This is a genomic window from Haloferax sp. SDI50 (assembly GCF_059802635.1).
In genome coordinates this window covers 52,780-70,633 of the sequence record NZ_JBPULL010000004.1, presented here as the reverse complement: position 1 = coordinate 70,633, position 17,854 = coordinate 52,780, and the positions used below count along the sequence as shown (strand labels likewise).

Annotated in this window: 8 protein-coding genes; 4 read left to right on the top strand and 4 right to left on the bottom strand. The window is 52.8% G+C overall.

The window, feature by feature from the left end:
* Window positions 1–10: 10 nt before the first annotated feature.
* Together ACSR87_RS18965 and ACSR87_RS18960 are read right to left on the bottom strand one after the other, a co-directional pair.
* Window positions 11–2,860 carry a UvrD-helicase domain-containing protein gene (locus tag ACSR87_RS18965; protein ID WP_498531744.1) on the bottom strand — a complete coding sequence of 950 codons (2,850 nt, stop codon included), beginning with the start codon at window positions 2,858–2,860 and terminating at the stop codon, window positions 11–13.
* Window positions 2,857–5,442, bottom strand: coding sequence for a PD-(D/E)XK nuclease family protein (locus ACSR87_RS18960; RefSeq protein ID WP_498531743.1), 2,586 nt, complete (start codon window positions 5,440–5,442; stop codon window positions 2,857–2,859). Before ACSR87_RS18960 ends, ACSR87_RS18965 begins: the two co-directional genes overlap by 4 nt.
* A gap of 135 nt (window positions 5,443–5,577) precedes the next feature.
* Between ACSR87_RS18960 and ACSR87_RS18955 the strand changes: the two genes are divergently transcribed.
* Entirely contained in the window at window positions 5,578–6,246 is a 669-nt protein-coding gene (locus ACSR87_RS18955) for a tyrosine-type recombinase/integrase (RefSeq protein WP_310917059.1), read from the top strand.
* A gap of 38 nt (window positions 6,247–6,284) precedes the next feature.
* Here the strand turns inward: ACSR87_RS18955 and ACSR87_RS18950 are convergent, their stop codons facing one another.
* On the bottom strand, window positions 6,285–8,426 hold the full coding sequence (locus ACSR87_RS18950; protein WP_498531760.1) for an Eco57I restriction-modification methylase domain-containing protein: 2,142 nt from the start codon (window positions 8,424–8,426) through the stop codon (window positions 6,285–6,287).
* A gap of 202 nt (window positions 8,427–8,628) precedes the next feature.
* On the opposite strand from ACSR87_RS18950, the gene ACSR87_RS18945 reads away from it, so the two are divergent.
* Window positions 8,629–12,261: an Eco57I restriction-modification methylase domain-containing protein gene (locus tag ACSR87_RS18945; protein WP_498531742.1), complete on the top strand. Its 3,633-nt coding sequence runs from the start codon at window positions 8,629–8,631 to the stop codon at window positions 12,259–12,261.
* A 29-nt stretch (window positions 12,262–12,290) separates the two neighbouring features.
* On the opposite strand, the gene ACSR87_RS18940 is transcribed toward ACSR87_RS18945, so the two are convergent.
* Window positions 12,291–16,103, bottom strand: coding sequence for a helicase-related protein (locus ACSR87_RS18940; RefSeq protein ID WP_498531741.1), 3,813 nt, complete (start codon window positions 16,101–16,103; stop codon window positions 12,291–12,293).
* Between the two features lie 299 nt (window positions 16,104–16,402).
* Between ACSR87_RS18940 and ACSR87_RS18935 the strand changes: the two genes are divergently transcribed.
* Together ACSR87_RS18935 and ACSR87_RS18930 are read left to right on the top strand one after the other, a co-directional pair.
* Window positions 16,403–16,630 (top strand): DUF8139 family protein, encoded by a 228-nt coding sequence (locus ACSR87_RS18935; protein ID WP_498531740.1) that lies wholly within the window; start codon window positions 16,403–16,405, stop codon window positions 16,628–16,630.
* A 171-nt stretch (window positions 16,631–16,801) separates the two neighbouring features.
* On the top strand, window positions 16,802–17,827 hold the full coding sequence (locus tag ACSR87_RS18930) for a Cdc6/Cdc18 family protein (RefSeq protein WP_498531739.1): 1,026 nt from the start codon (window positions 16,802–16,804) through the stop codon (window positions 17,825–17,827).
* Window positions 17,828–17,854: the final 27 nt, after the last annotated feature.

Genomic DNA, 17,854 nt, shown 5'->3' with positions numbered 1-17,854 from the left:
GACAAGTAATTTAAACACTATGTGTTAGCACTAGCTCTCGAAGAGCCGCCTTATCGAGAGGGGTAATATTGTGACGAGTGCCATCATCGGTGTAGAAAATAGACGCAGTGACCGACCGCTCTGGATATTGGTCGGCGACGACGTGGTAGTAGATACTGAGCTGTTTCCGGTATTCATCTTCTGCGTGCGTTGTGAGATCGGTTTTGTAGTCGATGATCTCAACACGGTCAGATGTCACGTGGAGCAAGTCGATGATGCCGCCGATCGTTACCTTCTCACCGTCGACGGTAAGCGGAAGGAACGCATCGATCTCGGCTCTCGTCTCACCCTCGAGTGAGTCGAGTAACGCCTTGACGTGCTCTTTGTCAGGGTTATCGCCGGTTTCGACTGCTTCACCGAGAACATACCGTTCCGCAAACTCGTGGACGTCTGACCCGAACTCCATTCCCCGGCCGCCGGTATTCCCTTCGAAGACTGCGTCATCGATGAAGGTGTGTGGTGAGTAGCTTGCCGGTCCATCAGGCTCCGGAATATCGACCGTGTAGGTCGAATGCTCGCCGGGTTCTGGGTCGAACGCAGATAGATCGGGGTCGATATCTTCGACATCAACGGGGAGTGAATCGAGGAACGAATTTGGGTCAGTACCGCCAGTCAAGACGAGGTGGCTCTCAGAACGCGTGACAGCCACATAGAGAAGCCGACGTTCCTCGTCGTAGTTCTGGGGGAGGCAGCGATTAAGAACGTCAGTCTTCCAGTCGTCGTAGACGTGTGGGACGCCGTGTGCGTCCTCTGAGTACACCTTCCGCTGACGGAGGCCAATCGGGTCGGTGTAGGCGATATCGCTTCCGCTGCCACCGGAAGACGGGAATTTGTTCGCGTTCATATTTGCGAGGATGACGATTGGGTATTCGAGCCCTTTCGTCGCGTGGATCGTTTGCACAGTCACCGCGTTCGTCCCAGCCCCGGCGTCGACGTCGTGTGTACTCCCATCAGCAATCGCCTCCTCGATGAATCGGATCAGTTCTCCACGGGTGAACGTCGTCGTCCCGTGAACCGACTGAATAGTGTCGAGAACGACGTCTGCGGTCGGGCCGGAACGGCCGTACTGTTCGAACACGCGTCGGGCGACGCCGCCGAACGTCTCCAAATCCCGTAGATCCTCTCGGAATGCGACCATAGCTTCGGGATACGCCTCACGCTCGATGATCGTCTTCGTCTCGTCAATCGTGTAGCCAGCCTCTTCGAGGACGAGTGCCCACCCGCGTTCAGCGTCACGTTCGAGAATACGCAACCACGCTAACACCAGCTTCGCGGCGTCGGTCCGGAAGACCTCGATCCCACCCTCGTAGGCCATCGGCAGACCGAACTTACTCGCCGTATCGAGCAGATCCCGACCGAAATCGCGGGTTCGCGTCAACACAGCGATGTCGCCGTATTCCGGAGCGCGATACGTGCCGTCTTCGCCTTCGACGGCGTAGTCGTCGTTGTCGACGATTGCGTCGATCTTCGTGAGAATGGCCTCGTGTTCGTCCTCACTCGTGAGCGCCTCGATGTAGCTATCATCTCGATCTGTATCGGCAGTCAGAGGTGTTACCTGCTCGGAGATAGTCTCCGCATCCAGAGATTCGTTCTTTGTCGCACGGGCAGTCAGGGCGTGGGTAGAGAAGTCCAAGATGGACTGCGTCGACCGGTAATTCCGCATCAGCTGCTTGTCGTCAACCGGCGTCGTCGGGAACGTGACTCGATCTACGTCCCGATTCAGCTCCGCGGCAAATCGTTCGAGGCGATCGTCGAACTCGCGGATGTTGTCGACGTCCGCGTACTGGAAGCTGTAGATGCTCTGTTTCCAGTCGCCGACCACACAGATGTTGTTCGTACCGGCAAGCAGCAGCGTGAGTTTGAACTGGATCTCACTGGAGTCCTGGAACTCGTCGACCATCACGTACTCGTACCCCAGCTGCTCTCGAAGGTCGTGATCCTCACACAGAAGCACGAACGCGAACAGCTGAAGGAACCCGAAATTCAGGTAGTTCCGCCGAAGCACGAACTCAAGATAGGCGTGATACACGTCGTGGACGAACCGCTTGAGAGCCGTTCGGTCCTCATCGAAGACGCGTGTAGCGAGGTCCGCCGGGACTTGCTTGCCATCGCCACGGATGTCCCACTTTGCGGGCGCCTCCGGGAGATACGTCTTGTCTTCACCATACTGATAGAGCTTCTTTCGAAGCTTCGATTGCTTACTCCCGCCGTTCCGTGGTTCATTCCGGTCGGTGAACAGCGTCTCGAACGCCTCAAAGTCCCCATCGAGGTGTGACTCGCTGTCCCGGTACCAGCCATCCGCAGTGGGGAACACACCTTTTGCGGACAGTTCCTTGATCAGATCGAGTAGCTCCGACGTCTCCGACAGTGCCGTGAAGAACTCGTCATACTCTGGGTGATTATCGATGAACTGGCCGATGAACTCACGAAACAGCGCCTGTTCGATGATTTCGTCTTCGATAATCCGTGTCGAGCCAGTGATCGTCTCATCAATCCCGAGGGACATCGGTGCGTCGTGTCCGTATTCGTCGAGCAGGTCGTGTGACAGCGAGTGAAACGTTTGGATCGGCGCGTTCGCGAGTTCCCGCATCCCGTACTCGCTGTGACGCACAATCCGCTCTCGCATTTCCTCGGCCGCGTTGTTCGTAAAGGTCACCAACAGCACGTCTTCGGGATCGACGCCATCTTGGGCGACAATGTTTGCGTATCGCCGGGTAACGGTGAACGTCTTCCCGGTGCCAGCACCCGCGTCGACGAGATAGAGGCCATCAGTCGCCTCGATGAGGCCGCGTTGCTCCGGGTTCGGGTCGACGCCGCTCATTGTTCACCCTCTAAGAGAAGGTCACGATTGTCCACCCGTCGGTAGTTCGGCTCACCGGCGAGCCCCTCGATTGGGAACGCCTCGTCGCCAGTGCGGCGTCGATTGAGTTCTGTCAGTCGCTCGTCGACAAACGATTCGAACGCATCGAGATCACGTTTGAAGAATGCACCCTTCTGTCGGTCGACGATTGCGCGCATCACCTGCTTGCTCCCTGTTGTCACGTACTTGTACTCGCCAATCTCGGCTTCGAGCCGGTCAATCATCGTCTCTCCGAACTCGGAGTCGATGAGTTCGTCGCTGTCAGTCGTCTCGACAAGCGGCGCAGCATCGAAGAGCGCGGCGTATGTCTGATAGTCGATCTTCGAGAGGATCTTTTGGCACTTCTGTGCCCCCTCCTCACGGAGATACTCGAAGAACTCCTCACGTTGCACGTGCTCGGTGAGCGATTCAGGGTAGTATGTTACAGTCGTCAACGCGTCGTCGATGTCGGCGTCGCCGGCGATCACGTCGTCGACGAGTTCGGTGACGTAGAAGAAGGTGAACGAGAGTTGGTCACCCGGACGTTGTGATCGCCAATAGGTGAGATAGAGTGCTGCCTGAAAGTCAGGCTCGTCTGTCGGCTCGTCAATCGCGGCGTGTTTGACGATTGAGGTGGCGCTGCTCTCGCTGCCACTCTTGTAGTCGAGCAGTTCTTGCTGCGACTGAACGAGGTCGATCATTCCGTTGATGCCCAGTTCTTCGTCAGTAAACCGACGTTCAGTCACGGGAGAGTCGACATCGCGACCGAAGTGAGCAGCGACGGCATTATCACCCCCACTGGACGGCGTCAGAAACGCGCCCTCGGTCGGCTGGTTCGCGTCAAGATATGAGACGATCGTTTCGAGGCTCGCACGATATTCAGTGCGCCGGGTCCGTTCGTCGACGGAGCGAACCAGCGGACGGACGTCCTCGAGCATAAGTTCGACGACCTCCGAGAGTGTCTCTTCGTCAATCTCGTCCGGATGGTTGACGTAGAACTCCGCGAAGTCGTGGAGCAGGTTGCCCTCGGTGAGATACGCCTTCTCCGGACCGTCGACTATCCGGCTGAAGTAGTAGTCTCGCGGTGAGTTCACGTAGGTGTTGAGACTCGACTTGCTGATCGTCTCGACCGGGTCGGAAGTCACACCGACAGGTTCGTTCTCGAATCCGTCACCAGCTCGTGCTGCGGTTTCGATCTGATGACTTGTCGAAGGTAGATCGGAGAAGCGGTCGTACTCCGGTTCGAGAAGCTCTTCGAAGTACAGGCACGGCGTAACGGGTGATCCGCCGGTCGCATCTTGGACGAGATAGTGTTGCTGGCTGCCGCTCTGCAACAGCAGCTGGAAGCTCTTAAGATTCCGTGTAAACTGGGCGTCCTGGTCGACCCACGGACGACGTGGGGCCGAGTGGGTCCAGCGGTCGTCAAGCCCTAGGTAGAAGACAACCTCACGACCCACGTACGACGCTGATTTCGCATCGGCGAGCAAGACACCCTCGTTCTCTCGATCGACCGGCACCTCGTAGGTCTGGAGATAGAACGACAAATCGTCGAGGCGCGCTTCCGTGATGGATTCGTCCGCGATGGTGAGTGTCTCCAGTTCCTCCCGGAAGGCATCCAGCGTGTCGTCGGCGTGGCGTTCAAACACTGAAAGAGCATCCGAGAACGTGTACTCTTGGACATCGTGGCAGAAGTCGATCAGCCACTTGAGATCTCCATCGTCAAGCTCGTGCAGTCGCTTGTCTGTGTCAGCGTCGTCGACGTCACAATCGAAGACCGTCAACAGCGACCGGATCTCGCTTATTCGGGTATCAGTCCCCCGGTGGGCGGTCCGGAGGAGGTGGAGGAACAACCGATGTTCGCTGCGATCTGTGAAACCCGGCCCGCCAAAAAACGGGATATCAGCCGCTTCGAGCGCGGACTCGATAAGCGGTGAGTATTCGCTTTCCTGGTCGAGAACAATTCCGACGTTATCAGCGTTCTCGTCATTGACGGAATCAACGACGGTCTCCACGATCGCCGTCGGTGAATCGTGTATACGGAACGGCGGGAGCTCGAACCCCGTGTCAGTAAAGAGGTCGACCGTGTCATACTCGGCGGGCAGATACGCTCGTTCGAGTTGGGTGAGCATCGCCGGCTCGACGACGACTACGTCGAGATCCGGTTCGATGGTCTCGTTCGTGAGTTTCATCGAGGCGGTCTCGAGTTCCGCGATTCGCTCCACAGCTCGTTCGGTGGCGTCGTCGACGTAGCCGTCGTACTCGAAAATAGCGTCGTGTGACCCTCGGTGTTCCCAACACTGGAGGATATTCCCAACCGCGTATGCACAGCGCTTCCAAGAGAAGTCCTCGTGATCAAGCATGCCGAGGAAGGCCAGACGGTCCTCAGACTCTTGGCGTCGGCCGACTGCAAGTCGGCGTGGTGGGATCGCGAACGGACCGAGATGCGAACGATCGAGGTGGCGGTTGAGGGCACTCGCAAGCGGTCCGTCCGGGGTGATTACCCGGTCGTACGATTGAACCTCTTCGTAGAGTTGGTGTGGCGATTTGGCGCGGGGAAATGGCACGCTCAGAGACAGTCCGTGATGTCGGTTAAATCCTTGTCAGATGAGTTCATGAATGGGTGAAGTATATGCAGATTCTCCGTATCAAGATCCCGTTTGCTCGCCTTCTAAACAATTTCAAAGACGTTTCCTATCTAGATGGCACCAACACGGGAGAAGTCACTTAGTGAACGCGAGTTTGAATTACTGTTAGAAGGAGCAGGACGTATCGACGAGCCCGTTCAACGACTCGAATCGCGGGCTGCGATTCTAATCGGTGGACGTCTCGGACTAAGACCTGGTGAGACGACACATCTGAGTTCGTCGTGGATCGATCACGAGCGACAAATGATCCGCATTCCCGAGCATCACGCCTGTACCAAAGGGAGGGATGGTGGCCTCTGTGGTTATTGTCGGCAGGCAATCGAACAACGCCTACGACATAATCCAGATAGTAGATTCGAAGATTTTGCTGATCTGTATTGGCTTCCAAAAACAGAAGCGGCTGCTCGAACAGTACCGTTTCATTTTTCGTATCGAGTTCGAGTTGCGATCGACCTTCTGATTACGGAACACGGTGGCTGGCCGTACTCCTTCTCAACATTACAACGAAGATTGAATACCGCCCTTGATCTCGCTCCGCGTCTTTCTAGAAACACAACTTCATTACACGGTCTTCGAGCGACGGCAGCCTCCTACCACGCCAGCAGAGGATTAGACTTAGCGGCACTTCGGGCAATGTTCGGTTGGGAAGATATTGCTACAGCTCGACAATATCTCAACGTAGACGGAGCAATGACTCGTCGGGCGCTCAACAACATTCACTAATGCGAGTTGGTTAGTGAGCTGTATTCAGAATAGTGTTTCTATGGCTTCGGTCCTTCTTTTTTAAGTATATTGTATTTCTCAAGTACTGTGTCGAAGTAGTCTTCAGTCATAATCCGGGGGTTTGAGACCCTGTGGAAATCCTTAAGTACAAATTGAACTTCCATATGTTCTAGACCGTAAGCGTGGAATGCCGCAGCGTCAATTTCGGCCTGGATTTCACGCCTTGCTTCTTCAGTCGTTGCAGGATCAATTCCTCCGAGACGGTCGCGCATTTCGGCGAATCCATCACCGTAGCAACTCAGCAGAGCAGCCCGTTCTGAAATATAGTGGAACCAATTATCATCCTCAGAAAGATCAGGCATCTGTGATTCTTTAAACTTATACATGACAATACCGGTGTCTACCTTAGTTCTAAGCAGGTAATCAAGCGGGATTGAGTTGAGAAGCCCGAGCTTAGCGAACAGTTCCTCGTCAGAGAACATCCGGGTATAGAAGTTATGAAGTGGGCTTTCTGAGAGTCCTTCCTCGTAGGGCTGAATCAGGTAGCTGGGGATAGTCAACAATGTGTTGTGACAAACGATTCCCTTCGGCAGTACCGAGGCAATGAGTGTCCGCTCATTAGTGGAGTTCGTAATTCGACGAATACCGATTCGATATTCAGTGGAATCCAGAAGTACGTCATTTTCGGTGAGTGGTTCCCCACGATGTTGCTCCAATAGGTCATTGACGAATCCTTTCTGAGAGCCCGTACCATCAAACGCTTCATAGATAGCGGATTTGAGATCGCGAACAGTTTTCTCCCGCATCCGTTGCTTGGCACTTCGCTCTGGGTCGTCATCTTCTTCGACACTCCAAAATTCGGGTTTCTGTACGTCTGTTATGAATTCTGGAGTATAGGAATATTGGTAAATATTCTTACCACCGTAGACAGGGTAATCAGCTTCGGACTTATCCACGAAACGGTCTGCATCACTCGTACGACGGAGTCCCTGATACGGCTCCATATATCCGGTCGGAGCGTCCTTTGGAGCGATGGGGGGATTTTCGATAATCGATTCGAGAACACTGAGTTTCTGTTCGGACTCAATAAATGGGAAAATGCCAGCCTCTGGAGAGTACAATTCTAACACGTCCCGGGGGATGTGAATCGCCTGATTATCGAAATCATCAAAGATTGAAAGGTCACCCTCCATATACTTCCCGGCGACCTGGTTCGTTGAACCACTGTTTTTGAAGACCACTACCCCGAATTTGTACTGGCCGTGAACCTGCTCAAATATTTCGTGATTCTCAAAGATTGTCAGTACGTCAAGAGTAGTGTTATTCAACAGGTGGATTCGAAGGTCTTTGCCTGATGCTCCGTTGAAAACCGCGCCAGGGAGAATTTGAGCGACACGAGAGGAGTCACCAGCAAGCTGGAATACCCGCTCAAAGAATAGAGATGAAAGATCATTCGTGCTGGGATTAACACGGCCATCAATCACAGGACGCTGTAGGTCATATGCAGGCGTGTTCTTGAAGTACTCTGCGCGAAGTTCCATTTCATCCTGGTATTCCTGCCAGCCCTCAGCGATATCATCATCTTCTAGGAGCTCTTCTTGGACTCTATCTTTGTCGTCGGGTAGTCGTGTTCGAAATGTCTCATCGTATTTGGAGAAATAGTCGTCACGTAGCGGCTTGATACGGTCCCATGGAGGATTTCCGATGACAACATCGAATCCGCCGTCTTCGTACACAGGGGCGAACTCCAACACCCAGTGAAATGGACTGAATTCCTGTAATTTTCCTTTATCAACTTCGTCAAGCCCCGCAGCGTGGAATTGGTCTAATACTTTCTCATTCAATTCTTGGCTATGAGAATCAACTAGCGATTCAGCAAGCTGGCGTGCATTTTGCGCCTCAGCAGTACTGGTGGCCTTTTGGTGGCGTTTGATCGCGTTGATTACATCCTCATATAATTCCTGTACGCCAGTTCCGACGCCGCCGCCCCAATTAGTGAGGGATGCATCGCCGTCGTCAGTTATTTCTACTAAATTTGTGAACCCGACAAGGGAATTTCCTTGTCGGATATTGAAGTCAATGTTCGGTAGCGGTTCAACCTCATGTGGCTCATCTTCAAGATCTGCAACCATCGAGAGCCACAATCGAAGTTTGCAGATCTCGACGGCCCCTTCATCAATGTCTACCCCACAGTAATCACGTTTGGTTAGTTATCATAACGCAATTATGGGGTTTAGCTCAGCTGCATTACCGGACCTCAGATAGCGATAGCCAAACTGGATTAATCAATTGAGATGGGTTCTGTGGGAAAAGACTTCGTGAGAACTCTACTGAATCGTTGCTATCCGTACATTCATTACGTTATGATTTCTTCAATGACCCATGGCTCTCCAGCAAATCACCGCGACCGATATCGCGAGCTGGGACTCTCTACAGGATATCGCTGACTCGTTTGAGAAACGTGGACTGAAACCCCGTCGGAATCTCGGAGAGGACAACGAACTTGTCCTTCAACTAGCCGATGACGAATTCGTTGTACTCGTCAACGCAGGCCCTGGTGAATCAGCGACCGACTTCAAACCAGACAACCGTTCCCGACACACGAACCTCGTCGCCACGAACGAATTCAATGAATTTACTTTTCTCACCCGAACGCGCAGTTGGGAAGGTCAGCAGCACGGTCGTATCAAGCATCAGAAAATCTCGTTCACCAAAGAACAGTTCACAAGAGATAGTGGAGAAAAGAACACCGTTCTGAAGAAGCTCAATTCGATCGAATACGGTTCCTCAGCTGCAATTTATGATACGCTGTACGATACGCAACAAGTAGTCAAAGAATTTTACGAGGAGTTCGAAGACCTCCGCACCGAGCTCGTTCAGGAAGTTTCCGGTATCCCAAGTGACCGGGGCGATGCGAAGCAACGCTACGTGCAAGTTATCCTTGATCGGATGATTTTCCTGTACTTCATACAGGAAAAGCGCCTGCTAGACCGGAACCCAAACTACCTTCACGAACAGCCTAGCGAGGTAGTGGCTGACGGCGAAGACCGTTACGAAAACTTCTATCAGCCGCTGTTCTTCGACTACCTTGCAGAAGATAAGCAGAACCCCGACTTCGGTAGCCTCCCATACTTGAACGGTGGACTGTTTGCCAAAAACCCTGTTGAGGAAGAGTTCTCGGACGCAAAGCTTGGTGAGTCAGCTCAGGAGACGAACAAGCTCTTCGACGAGATCTTGAATTTCCTGTCGGGGTGGAACTGGAATGTGGACGAACGGCTTGATATCGTTGATCCGAAGAACCTCTCGCCTGCCATTCTCGGGCATATCTTCGAACAGACGGTCAACCAGAAAGAGATGGGCGCCTACTACACCCCTGAGGAGATTACCGGCTTCATGTCCCGCCGGACGATTCACCCGTACCTGCTTGACCAACTCAATGACGTCGTAGATGCCGAATACAACGAAATTGACGACGTATTCGGGTTCCCGAGTGTAGAATCCGGTAGTAGTGAAGTGGCATTAGCAGATGGCGGAACGATGACTCAGCAGGTACCCACTGAGAACGTAGACACGGAGCACGTCGAAACGCTGTATCACGACATACTGAAAGAGGCGCATGTCCTTGATCCAGCAGTTGGTAGTGGTGCGTTTCTGCTCGCTGCACAGGATGTGTTGGTGGATATCTATATGCAGTGTCTCGAGTACTTCCAGCAACTCGAAAGTGAAAATAAGGGGTGGGAGTTAGATTCCCGCACACGTGATGAGTTAGAAGAGGTCAATAAAGGACAGGGAGGGCCCTCGCTATACGCGAAGCGGACAGTTATTCTGAATAATCTCTACGGGGTAGACATTGATGAAGGGGCCGTCGAGATCTGCAAACTTCGATTGTGGCTCTCGATGGTCGCGGATATCGAAGACGAGCCCAACGAGGTCGAACCGCTGCCGAATATCGATTTCAATATACGCCAGGGGAATACACTCATTGGGTTCACGGATGTCGAAGAAGTAGCCACTAAGAGTGGGGATGCATCTCTTTCGAACTACGGCGGTGGAACTGGGACTGGAATCAAAGAGATGTACGAAGGGGTGATCGAAGCCATTGAACGTCACCAAGATGCGACAAGCTCTAAAGTCGCTACAAACGCGCGGAAGCTAGCAGAATCCCGGATTGAGTCTCACAGTGAGAAACTGAATAAAAAAATTCTCGACCAGTTCCACGATGCGGGTATCGAGGAGATTGATGAAAAGACACTAGAAGAATATCACCCGTTCCATTGGGTGATTGAATTTCCTACGATCTACCGAGATGGTGGGTTTGACATCATCATCGGAAATCCACCCTGGGACGTACTCACACCGGATCGAAGTCACTTCTTCCCCAAGTACGACGAGCGGTTCAGAACCCGACTTCCAAGTGAAAAAGACAGAAAAGAGGAGGAGCTTCTATCGAATCCTGACATCGCAGCTGAATATGAAGAATTCAAGAAAAATATGCAGATTCGGTCCGATTATTATAACTCATCAGACCAATATAAACTGCAGAAACCGACAGTTGGTGGCCAGACAGTCGCAACCGAAACCGATCTCTCACTGTTGTTTTTTGAGCGAGTTACGCAGTTAGCTGGTTCAAACTCGTATGTAGCGCAAATCATGCCTGGCAATTTCTTCCTTGGGGCTACTGCGAAGGATCTCAGAAGGTATCTGATTGATAAGACCAGTGTAGAACACTTTGTGCAGTTTGAGAATAATGGGATTTTCCAAGGGCTACATGGACAATATAAATTCGCGATTTGTACATTCAAAAACACCGGAGCAACTGAGAATGTGGAAGGTGGGTTCGCTGCTGGCGATACATCGATACTCCGGAACTTCGACCAAAACTCGATTAATATCCCAGCAGAGGTTCTGCTTGAATACTCGCCCGAGTCACGTATCTTCCCCTTCTTCCGGTCACAAGAATTGATCGACTCGCTGTCTAAATTCGTAGACCACCCTCCAATTGGAGAGAAAGTTGGAGACGATTGGTTTGTCTCTTTGTACATGAAGGAGCTTGACCGGGCAAATGACTCCAATCTCCTCATAGAACAACAAGAGGACGGCGATTACCCAATTTACGAAGGAAAGAATATGCACCAGTTCGCCTATGATGACACCTCCGTCTTTGACATCAACCCTATATCTCTCTGGGGAGTGGACGAAGGCGATCCAGACCGAAGTGCGAAACACAGAGTTCGGATGAAGAACTTCCGGTCACGTGATCCTGATGCAAGTTTGAAAAAGGCAATCTACAACAAATTCGATGGATCAGGCTCGCAGAAGTCGTTCGTCAACGATCTGCTTGAGCAACATGGTCGACCAGAACTATCAAAGGAAGATGTGCTGCTTGACTGCACGAAGTACCGAATCGCTATTCGAAAGATTACGAATAGCACCAATGAACGGACATTAATCGCGGGGGTCATTCCAAAGGACACCGTCACTGTACACAGCATCGCCACAGTCCGCCCTCATGTTGTGGAACCAACAGAGGATGATCTCGGTAATTACCCGATGCACAGCGCCTACGAAGAGGTGTTTACCGATGAGGAATTATTCGTCGTTCTTGGATTATTGAATAGCATCCCAATCGACTACCTGATGAGGACAAAGATCGACACCAATATCGTCCAATACAAACTTAATGAGACGCAACTTCCTCGACTCACTGCCGGTGACAACTGGTTCAATTGGATTTCTCAGCGTGCGGCGAGACTGAATTGCTATGGAGACGAATTCTCCGGAATGCGCGACCGCCTCGGTGGTATTGATCCAGCTACTGATGCAGAAAAACGCCGGGAGTTACAAGCAGAGATCGACGCTGCTGCATTCCATGCCTATGGGATGAACGAAGAAGAGACAAGATTCATACTCAATGATTTTTACCAGGTAGACAATCCAAAGCTAATGGATGATCCCTATTTCGATCTCGTGTTTGAGAAGTACTCCGAGTTAGATGAAGAGGGGCCTTACCCGTAGGTCCCCTCACTATAGGTTACCGAACTTAGTCAGGTTCCGATAACGCCCCAACACATTAGTCTGGCCTGTACCTCGCTTTCGCCTACGAGTTTAGCTTGGTACTCTGTTGAACTTTCTACGTTTTCTTCAAGAAAGAGTTCAAGCTGCTTCAAGAATTCTACGGGGGGCCACTCAGGGAACGAGTCATACTGATCGTTATGCCGAAATGTATTCCGAAGAATTCGGTCTTCGTCAGTATTTGCTAACTTCACATCTTGAAGCGTCTCACGAAGGTCACTAGCCCACTCTTCAAGGGTCTCGTAGTCATCTCTCTGAACAGATATCTCACCGTGGTTTGGCTGTAGGTAGTGAGCAATAAAATCGAGGATGGTCTCTTGCTCTTTCGAGAATGCCTCCCCCTGCTTGAATGCACCTTCGACTTGCCCTTCTCGAATCGCTTCCAAACGGTCATCGAGAACATCCTGGATTGCCTCACGGTTTGACAGCACGTTCTCAGCGTCTCCAGTGATCGGTTCACCACCTACCGATGGATCAATCTTGAGCGTACCAACAGGACGCTCCTTTACGTCGTCAGTGAACGGTTTGTAGTAGAACCCCCGACGAACACGCCCAAGTGGTGGGTTGTGATCTTCGTCATCAAACCAGAGGTGAGCAAGAGCAAACACGCCGGGCCGTGGCCCTACATCGTGGTCGGTTACGTTCGTGTACAGGCGTTCGCGCTCCTCTGGGGCCTCTTCGAAGTAGTCTGCCGCGTATTCAAAGTCGTCTTCTGAAAGTCCGAAGTCCTCGTTCAGTTCCTTCTTGAGCAAGAATCGCTCGTAGGCCGCGTGCTCGTTACTCCCCGCATTTCGAAGGAGGGGATTCTTACTCGTGTCATCAAGCTCGTTCACGTCATCGATTTCTCGGGACTTCTGAAGCGAGTCTTCGATCTCATCCACCTGAAGTTCACCAATCGTCTTTTCGGTGTCGACACCCGTCTTCTCCAGAATCTGGTCCTCATTCGGGTCTAGAATATTATTCTCTTTCCCGACGATGAGCGCGATGTCGTTGATCTTTGCCTGCAGCCGCTTCAGGAGCTTAATCGCAGCTTCGATATCTCCATCAGGATAGAAGTTGTGGACGTACTTCTCCTCAGTACTCCCGATCCGGTCGATACGCCCCACACGCTGAACGATCCGCATCGGATTCCACGGAAGGTCAAACGAAATTTGAACTGCGACGTCCTGGAGATTGACCCCCTCGGATAGGGTATCGGTTGCCACGACGTACTGTAGTTCCGATTCACCGGACTCAGCCAGCGTTTGCTGATACCCCGAGGCCTCCGGTGCAAATCGCTTGATAACGTCTTGTTTGTTGTCGTCACCACCTTTGACGACGGCACTATTCGCCTCTGTTACCGGGGAGTCAGGGTTGTTGAGGAGCGTTCGATGAACGTAGTCCGCGGTGGCACGGTACTGGGTGAAGACGAGGACCTTCTCGTCATCGTATCCATGGAGTACGTCCGCGAGCCGCTCAACCTTCGGGTCACGAAACTCCCGTAACGAGAATACCGCCTCATAGAACTCCCGCGTCGCCTCATCGACGTCAGTCAGGTCACTTTGCGGGTAGAGGATCGGGTTTAATTCCTCTTCGGGGACGTCCGGAAGGACACCGACATTATGATCGTGAAGCCACTGCCGTGTCGAAACAGCTTGATCGCTCAAATCGCCAGAATCCTGTGCGATATCGCCGATGAACTGGGACAAGAAGTAGGCGAGAAGCGTCAAGTCCTCTCGAATGTACGTCTTCACCTCACCGATTGTCGCATCCGTCAATTCGTCTGGGGTATCACTCTCAGCTTCCTCATCGGCACGAACAGCGGTCGTATCGAATCCGAACTCTTCCAGTGTCTGTTCAAGATCTTCGGCGGCATCACTTCCCTCCACAAAGTCATCGAGCGTCTCAGATTCTTCGTCGTTCTGTGCCGCGCGCAGCATATCGATTTGCTCGTCTTCTGGAAGCCCATCAAGGAGGCCGAGAAGTTGCCGTTCACTCTGATGAAGGGTTTCAATGGACTGTACGAACGCGTACGTCGAAGATTCCAGCCGCTTGAGCAGATTCAGCTTGTATAACGCTTTTAGTGTGCCACCTGCTTTCGGGTTCTTCACCGTGATATGCGGGAGGTGAAGCGCGTCCATTACGTCCGGCAACATTCGGTATACCGGCTGGTACGCCGCAGGGAGCGAGTATTGCTCCTTGCTTAGCGTTGGGGGCTTGAAGCTCATTTCGAAGTCCTCCCCATCTTGGATCTGGTCTTTGACGTGCTTCCGCGTTCGAAGCACCATCACTTCGTTCAGAATCTTCGAGATCTCCTCCGAGTGCCGCTGAAGTTGCTCGGTGATTTTCCGTTGTTCTTCCTCACTGGCTTCCTCCTTGCCAGCAGCGATCTTCTTCCGAGCCTCCGAAAGCTCGATGTACTCTTCGAAGGCATCGAAATCCAGTGACGCCTTGTTCCGTAGTTCCTCAGGACTAGTGAACAGACTAATGAGATTCTCTAAGTCGGTCGCTGAATTGTTGATCGGTGTTGCTGTCAGCATTATCATCGTCTTCCCGCGGAGCTGTCGCAGATTTGCATGTCGACGAGTTCCCTTGTAATCATCCTCGTCATTAGGGTCCGGCCGCCACTTGCCGTGGTTCCGGAACCGATGAGCTTCGTCAATGAGTATGACATCGAATCTGTCTTTGAGGTCCTGTACCTCCTCATACGCGAGATTCTGGAACTTGCTAATGCTCATCACCTCCAAGTGAGTCCCATCGACTTCGAGGCCGAAATACGGATTGCCGTCTTCATCAGTATCGTTTTGAAGAAGGTCTCCCCACTGTTCGGTGAGGTTCGCAGGTACAATGAGAAGGCAGTGATCCCCTCGTTGACGGTAGTCGTGAAGAAGTTCACCGCCAATGAACGATTTCCCGAGCCCGACGGAGTCAGAGATGATACAGCCGTTGAACTGGGAGAGTTTCTCCTTCGCGCTTTCGTATCCGAGTGTCTGGAAGTAGTACAGCGGGCTATCCCGGATGTTGACGTTCCCGCTCAGTTCGTCGTATGCGAGAAGTTTGTACAGCTCGAATGGTTCAATGTACGTGCCTAAGTCATCAGCCGTCTCTTCATCATCTGGTTTCTCTTCCTGGTGATCCTGCCAGTCTTGGTACTTGTCGCTGTTCTCAATGATCCGGATGATCTCTTCGCTGAAGTCCTCGGCATTGGCCCACTGGTTATCGTACCAGTCTTCGAACGCCTCTGCTTCAGGACGGTCTTGACTCGTAAGGTTTAGTTCGATATTGTTTCGGTGGCCACTCGCGGTGAAGTTTGAAGACCCGACAATCGTCGCACAGGGACGCGTATCCGTATCGTCGTCAGCTGCCCAGTCATCATCGTCCTGTGGCGCTCTAAATGAGGCTCCTTTGGCGTGGAAGTAGCCGTTCTCTGGATTTCGCACACGGACGCTAACCTTGTCTTCGGCTATGAAGTCTCGCAGCCGGTCCAACCGTCCTAACTGTGCGTTGTTGAGCTCCTCGATGCTCTCTTCGACCTCATCTTTGAGCTCGTCACGTAGGCTTTGGCCCTCTCCGATTTCATCTGCTGTATTCCGATTCGTTTGTCGCCCCATCAAGATACGAAGGGGCGCGTGACCAAGTTCGTCTGGGTCGGCGAGTTGTTCGAGATCTTCTCGATACAGGTCGAATCCAGAAAGGTAGAAGTAGCCGGTAGCGATTCGTGCTTCTTCGATTTGTGGGATGATCTTCCTGTAGACATCTTCGACAGTCCGGTTGGCGTTATCGACGAGAGGAGGGAGAGAAATCATCGTGTTGCCGAATGTATCCCTCAAGGTGACTTAGTATTTGGTGAGAAAAATTGAGTCGTCTATCGGCTCACCATTGACAGAATTATGTAGTGGTAGTGTGCAATTCAGGATGAAACCGAGTTTATGAGAGATCGGAATTGGCGAGGGAGGCTCTCTACGTGGACTCATTCCCTCATAGTTCGATATGTCCTTCTTACGATTACCGCGGTCGCGGTAGCTGCGCCACTGACCTCCCCCCTCACTCCGACTGTCGAGTTCGAGAAAGGCGTCCACGAACGAAAATACCTCCGAAAATAAGAATGACGGACCACCAGTACGAAGAGGGTGATTGCGTCCGAATCGATATCCCTGACGAGACGGACCCTGACTACGATCGGTACCACGGTCGTCACGGCGAGATCGTCGCTATCTTGGAGGACGATGCTGGCGTCGTCACAGGCGATTCTCGCGATGCTGTTCTATATCGTGTTCAGCTTGAGGATAGAACGAAAACTGATGTCCGGTGGCGGGATCTCCGGCCATACTGAGGTGTCGTTCTAACGTAATTCCGGAAGTTCCCGGAAGCCTGTATTTTCCACAAATGAATCGCGTTACAGCTCGGGGAGAATCACAGATGGAACGGGACTAACTGAATCGTTTCCGGAAATACCCCAGTCACGTTTTTAGTACTAGCCAGAAAACCAGTCTATCAAGCAAAGATGATCCGCGATGCTCGCGTTCTCCGCACCGGGTTCGTTCCTCGGGAAGTTGAGCATCGCGACGCCGAAGTCAACCACCTCTCCAGCGTTCTTGAGCCCATCACGAACGGAGAACCAGCCGACACAGCTATCGTCACCGGACCCAGCGGGACGGGAAAGACCTGTATCTCAAAATTCGTCACGGAACGACTTCGGGAAGAAGTTCTCGACGTCGAGGCCACCTACGTCAACTGCTGGCGTAACTACACCCGGTTCCGCACGCTCTACCAAATTCTCGACGATCTCGGCGCCACCATCGACATCCACCGGCAGTCGACGCCCCACGACGAACTCGTCGATCGCCTCCAGCAGCATGACGGCCCGCGAACCGTCGTCATCCTCGACGAGGTCGACCAACTGGAGGACCCCAGCGTCATCTACGACCTCCACAGCCTCCCGCAGTTCGCGATCATCTGCATCGCGAACAAGGAAGAGGAGCTGTTCAGCCGCGTCGACGACCGCCTCGTGAGTCGGCTACGCTCCAGCGAACACGTCCGGATGGACAAGTATCACGACGAGCAGCTGTACGACATCCTAAGTGCGCGGGCGAAGTGGGGCCTCGACGAAGACGTCATCGCAGACGACCAGCTCTATCGAATTGCCGACGCGGCCGCCGGCGACGCCCGCCTCGCGATCGGGATCCTCCGAACGGCTGCCGGCAAGGCTGATCGCGAGAACCACGAGCGCATCACCGACGACATCCTCCTGGACGCCGCCGAGGATGCCCGGGCCCAGATCAAGCAGAAGAGCCTCGACTCACTCACCCCCCATCAGCGGGTTGTCTACGACATCGTTCGCGAGCACGGCCCAGTCGGGCCGAGCGAGATTCACGAGGCCTATACAGAGGAGGTCGACGACCCACGGACGAAACGGACTATCCGCACGTACCTCTCGAAGATGGAGCAGTACAACCTCCTCAAGGCGGAAGGGACGAGTCGGGATCGAGAATACTCGCTCGTCGATTCGGCAGCTGCGTCGCCAATGTAGTGACGAGGGAGTCTACTCCGATCCGCA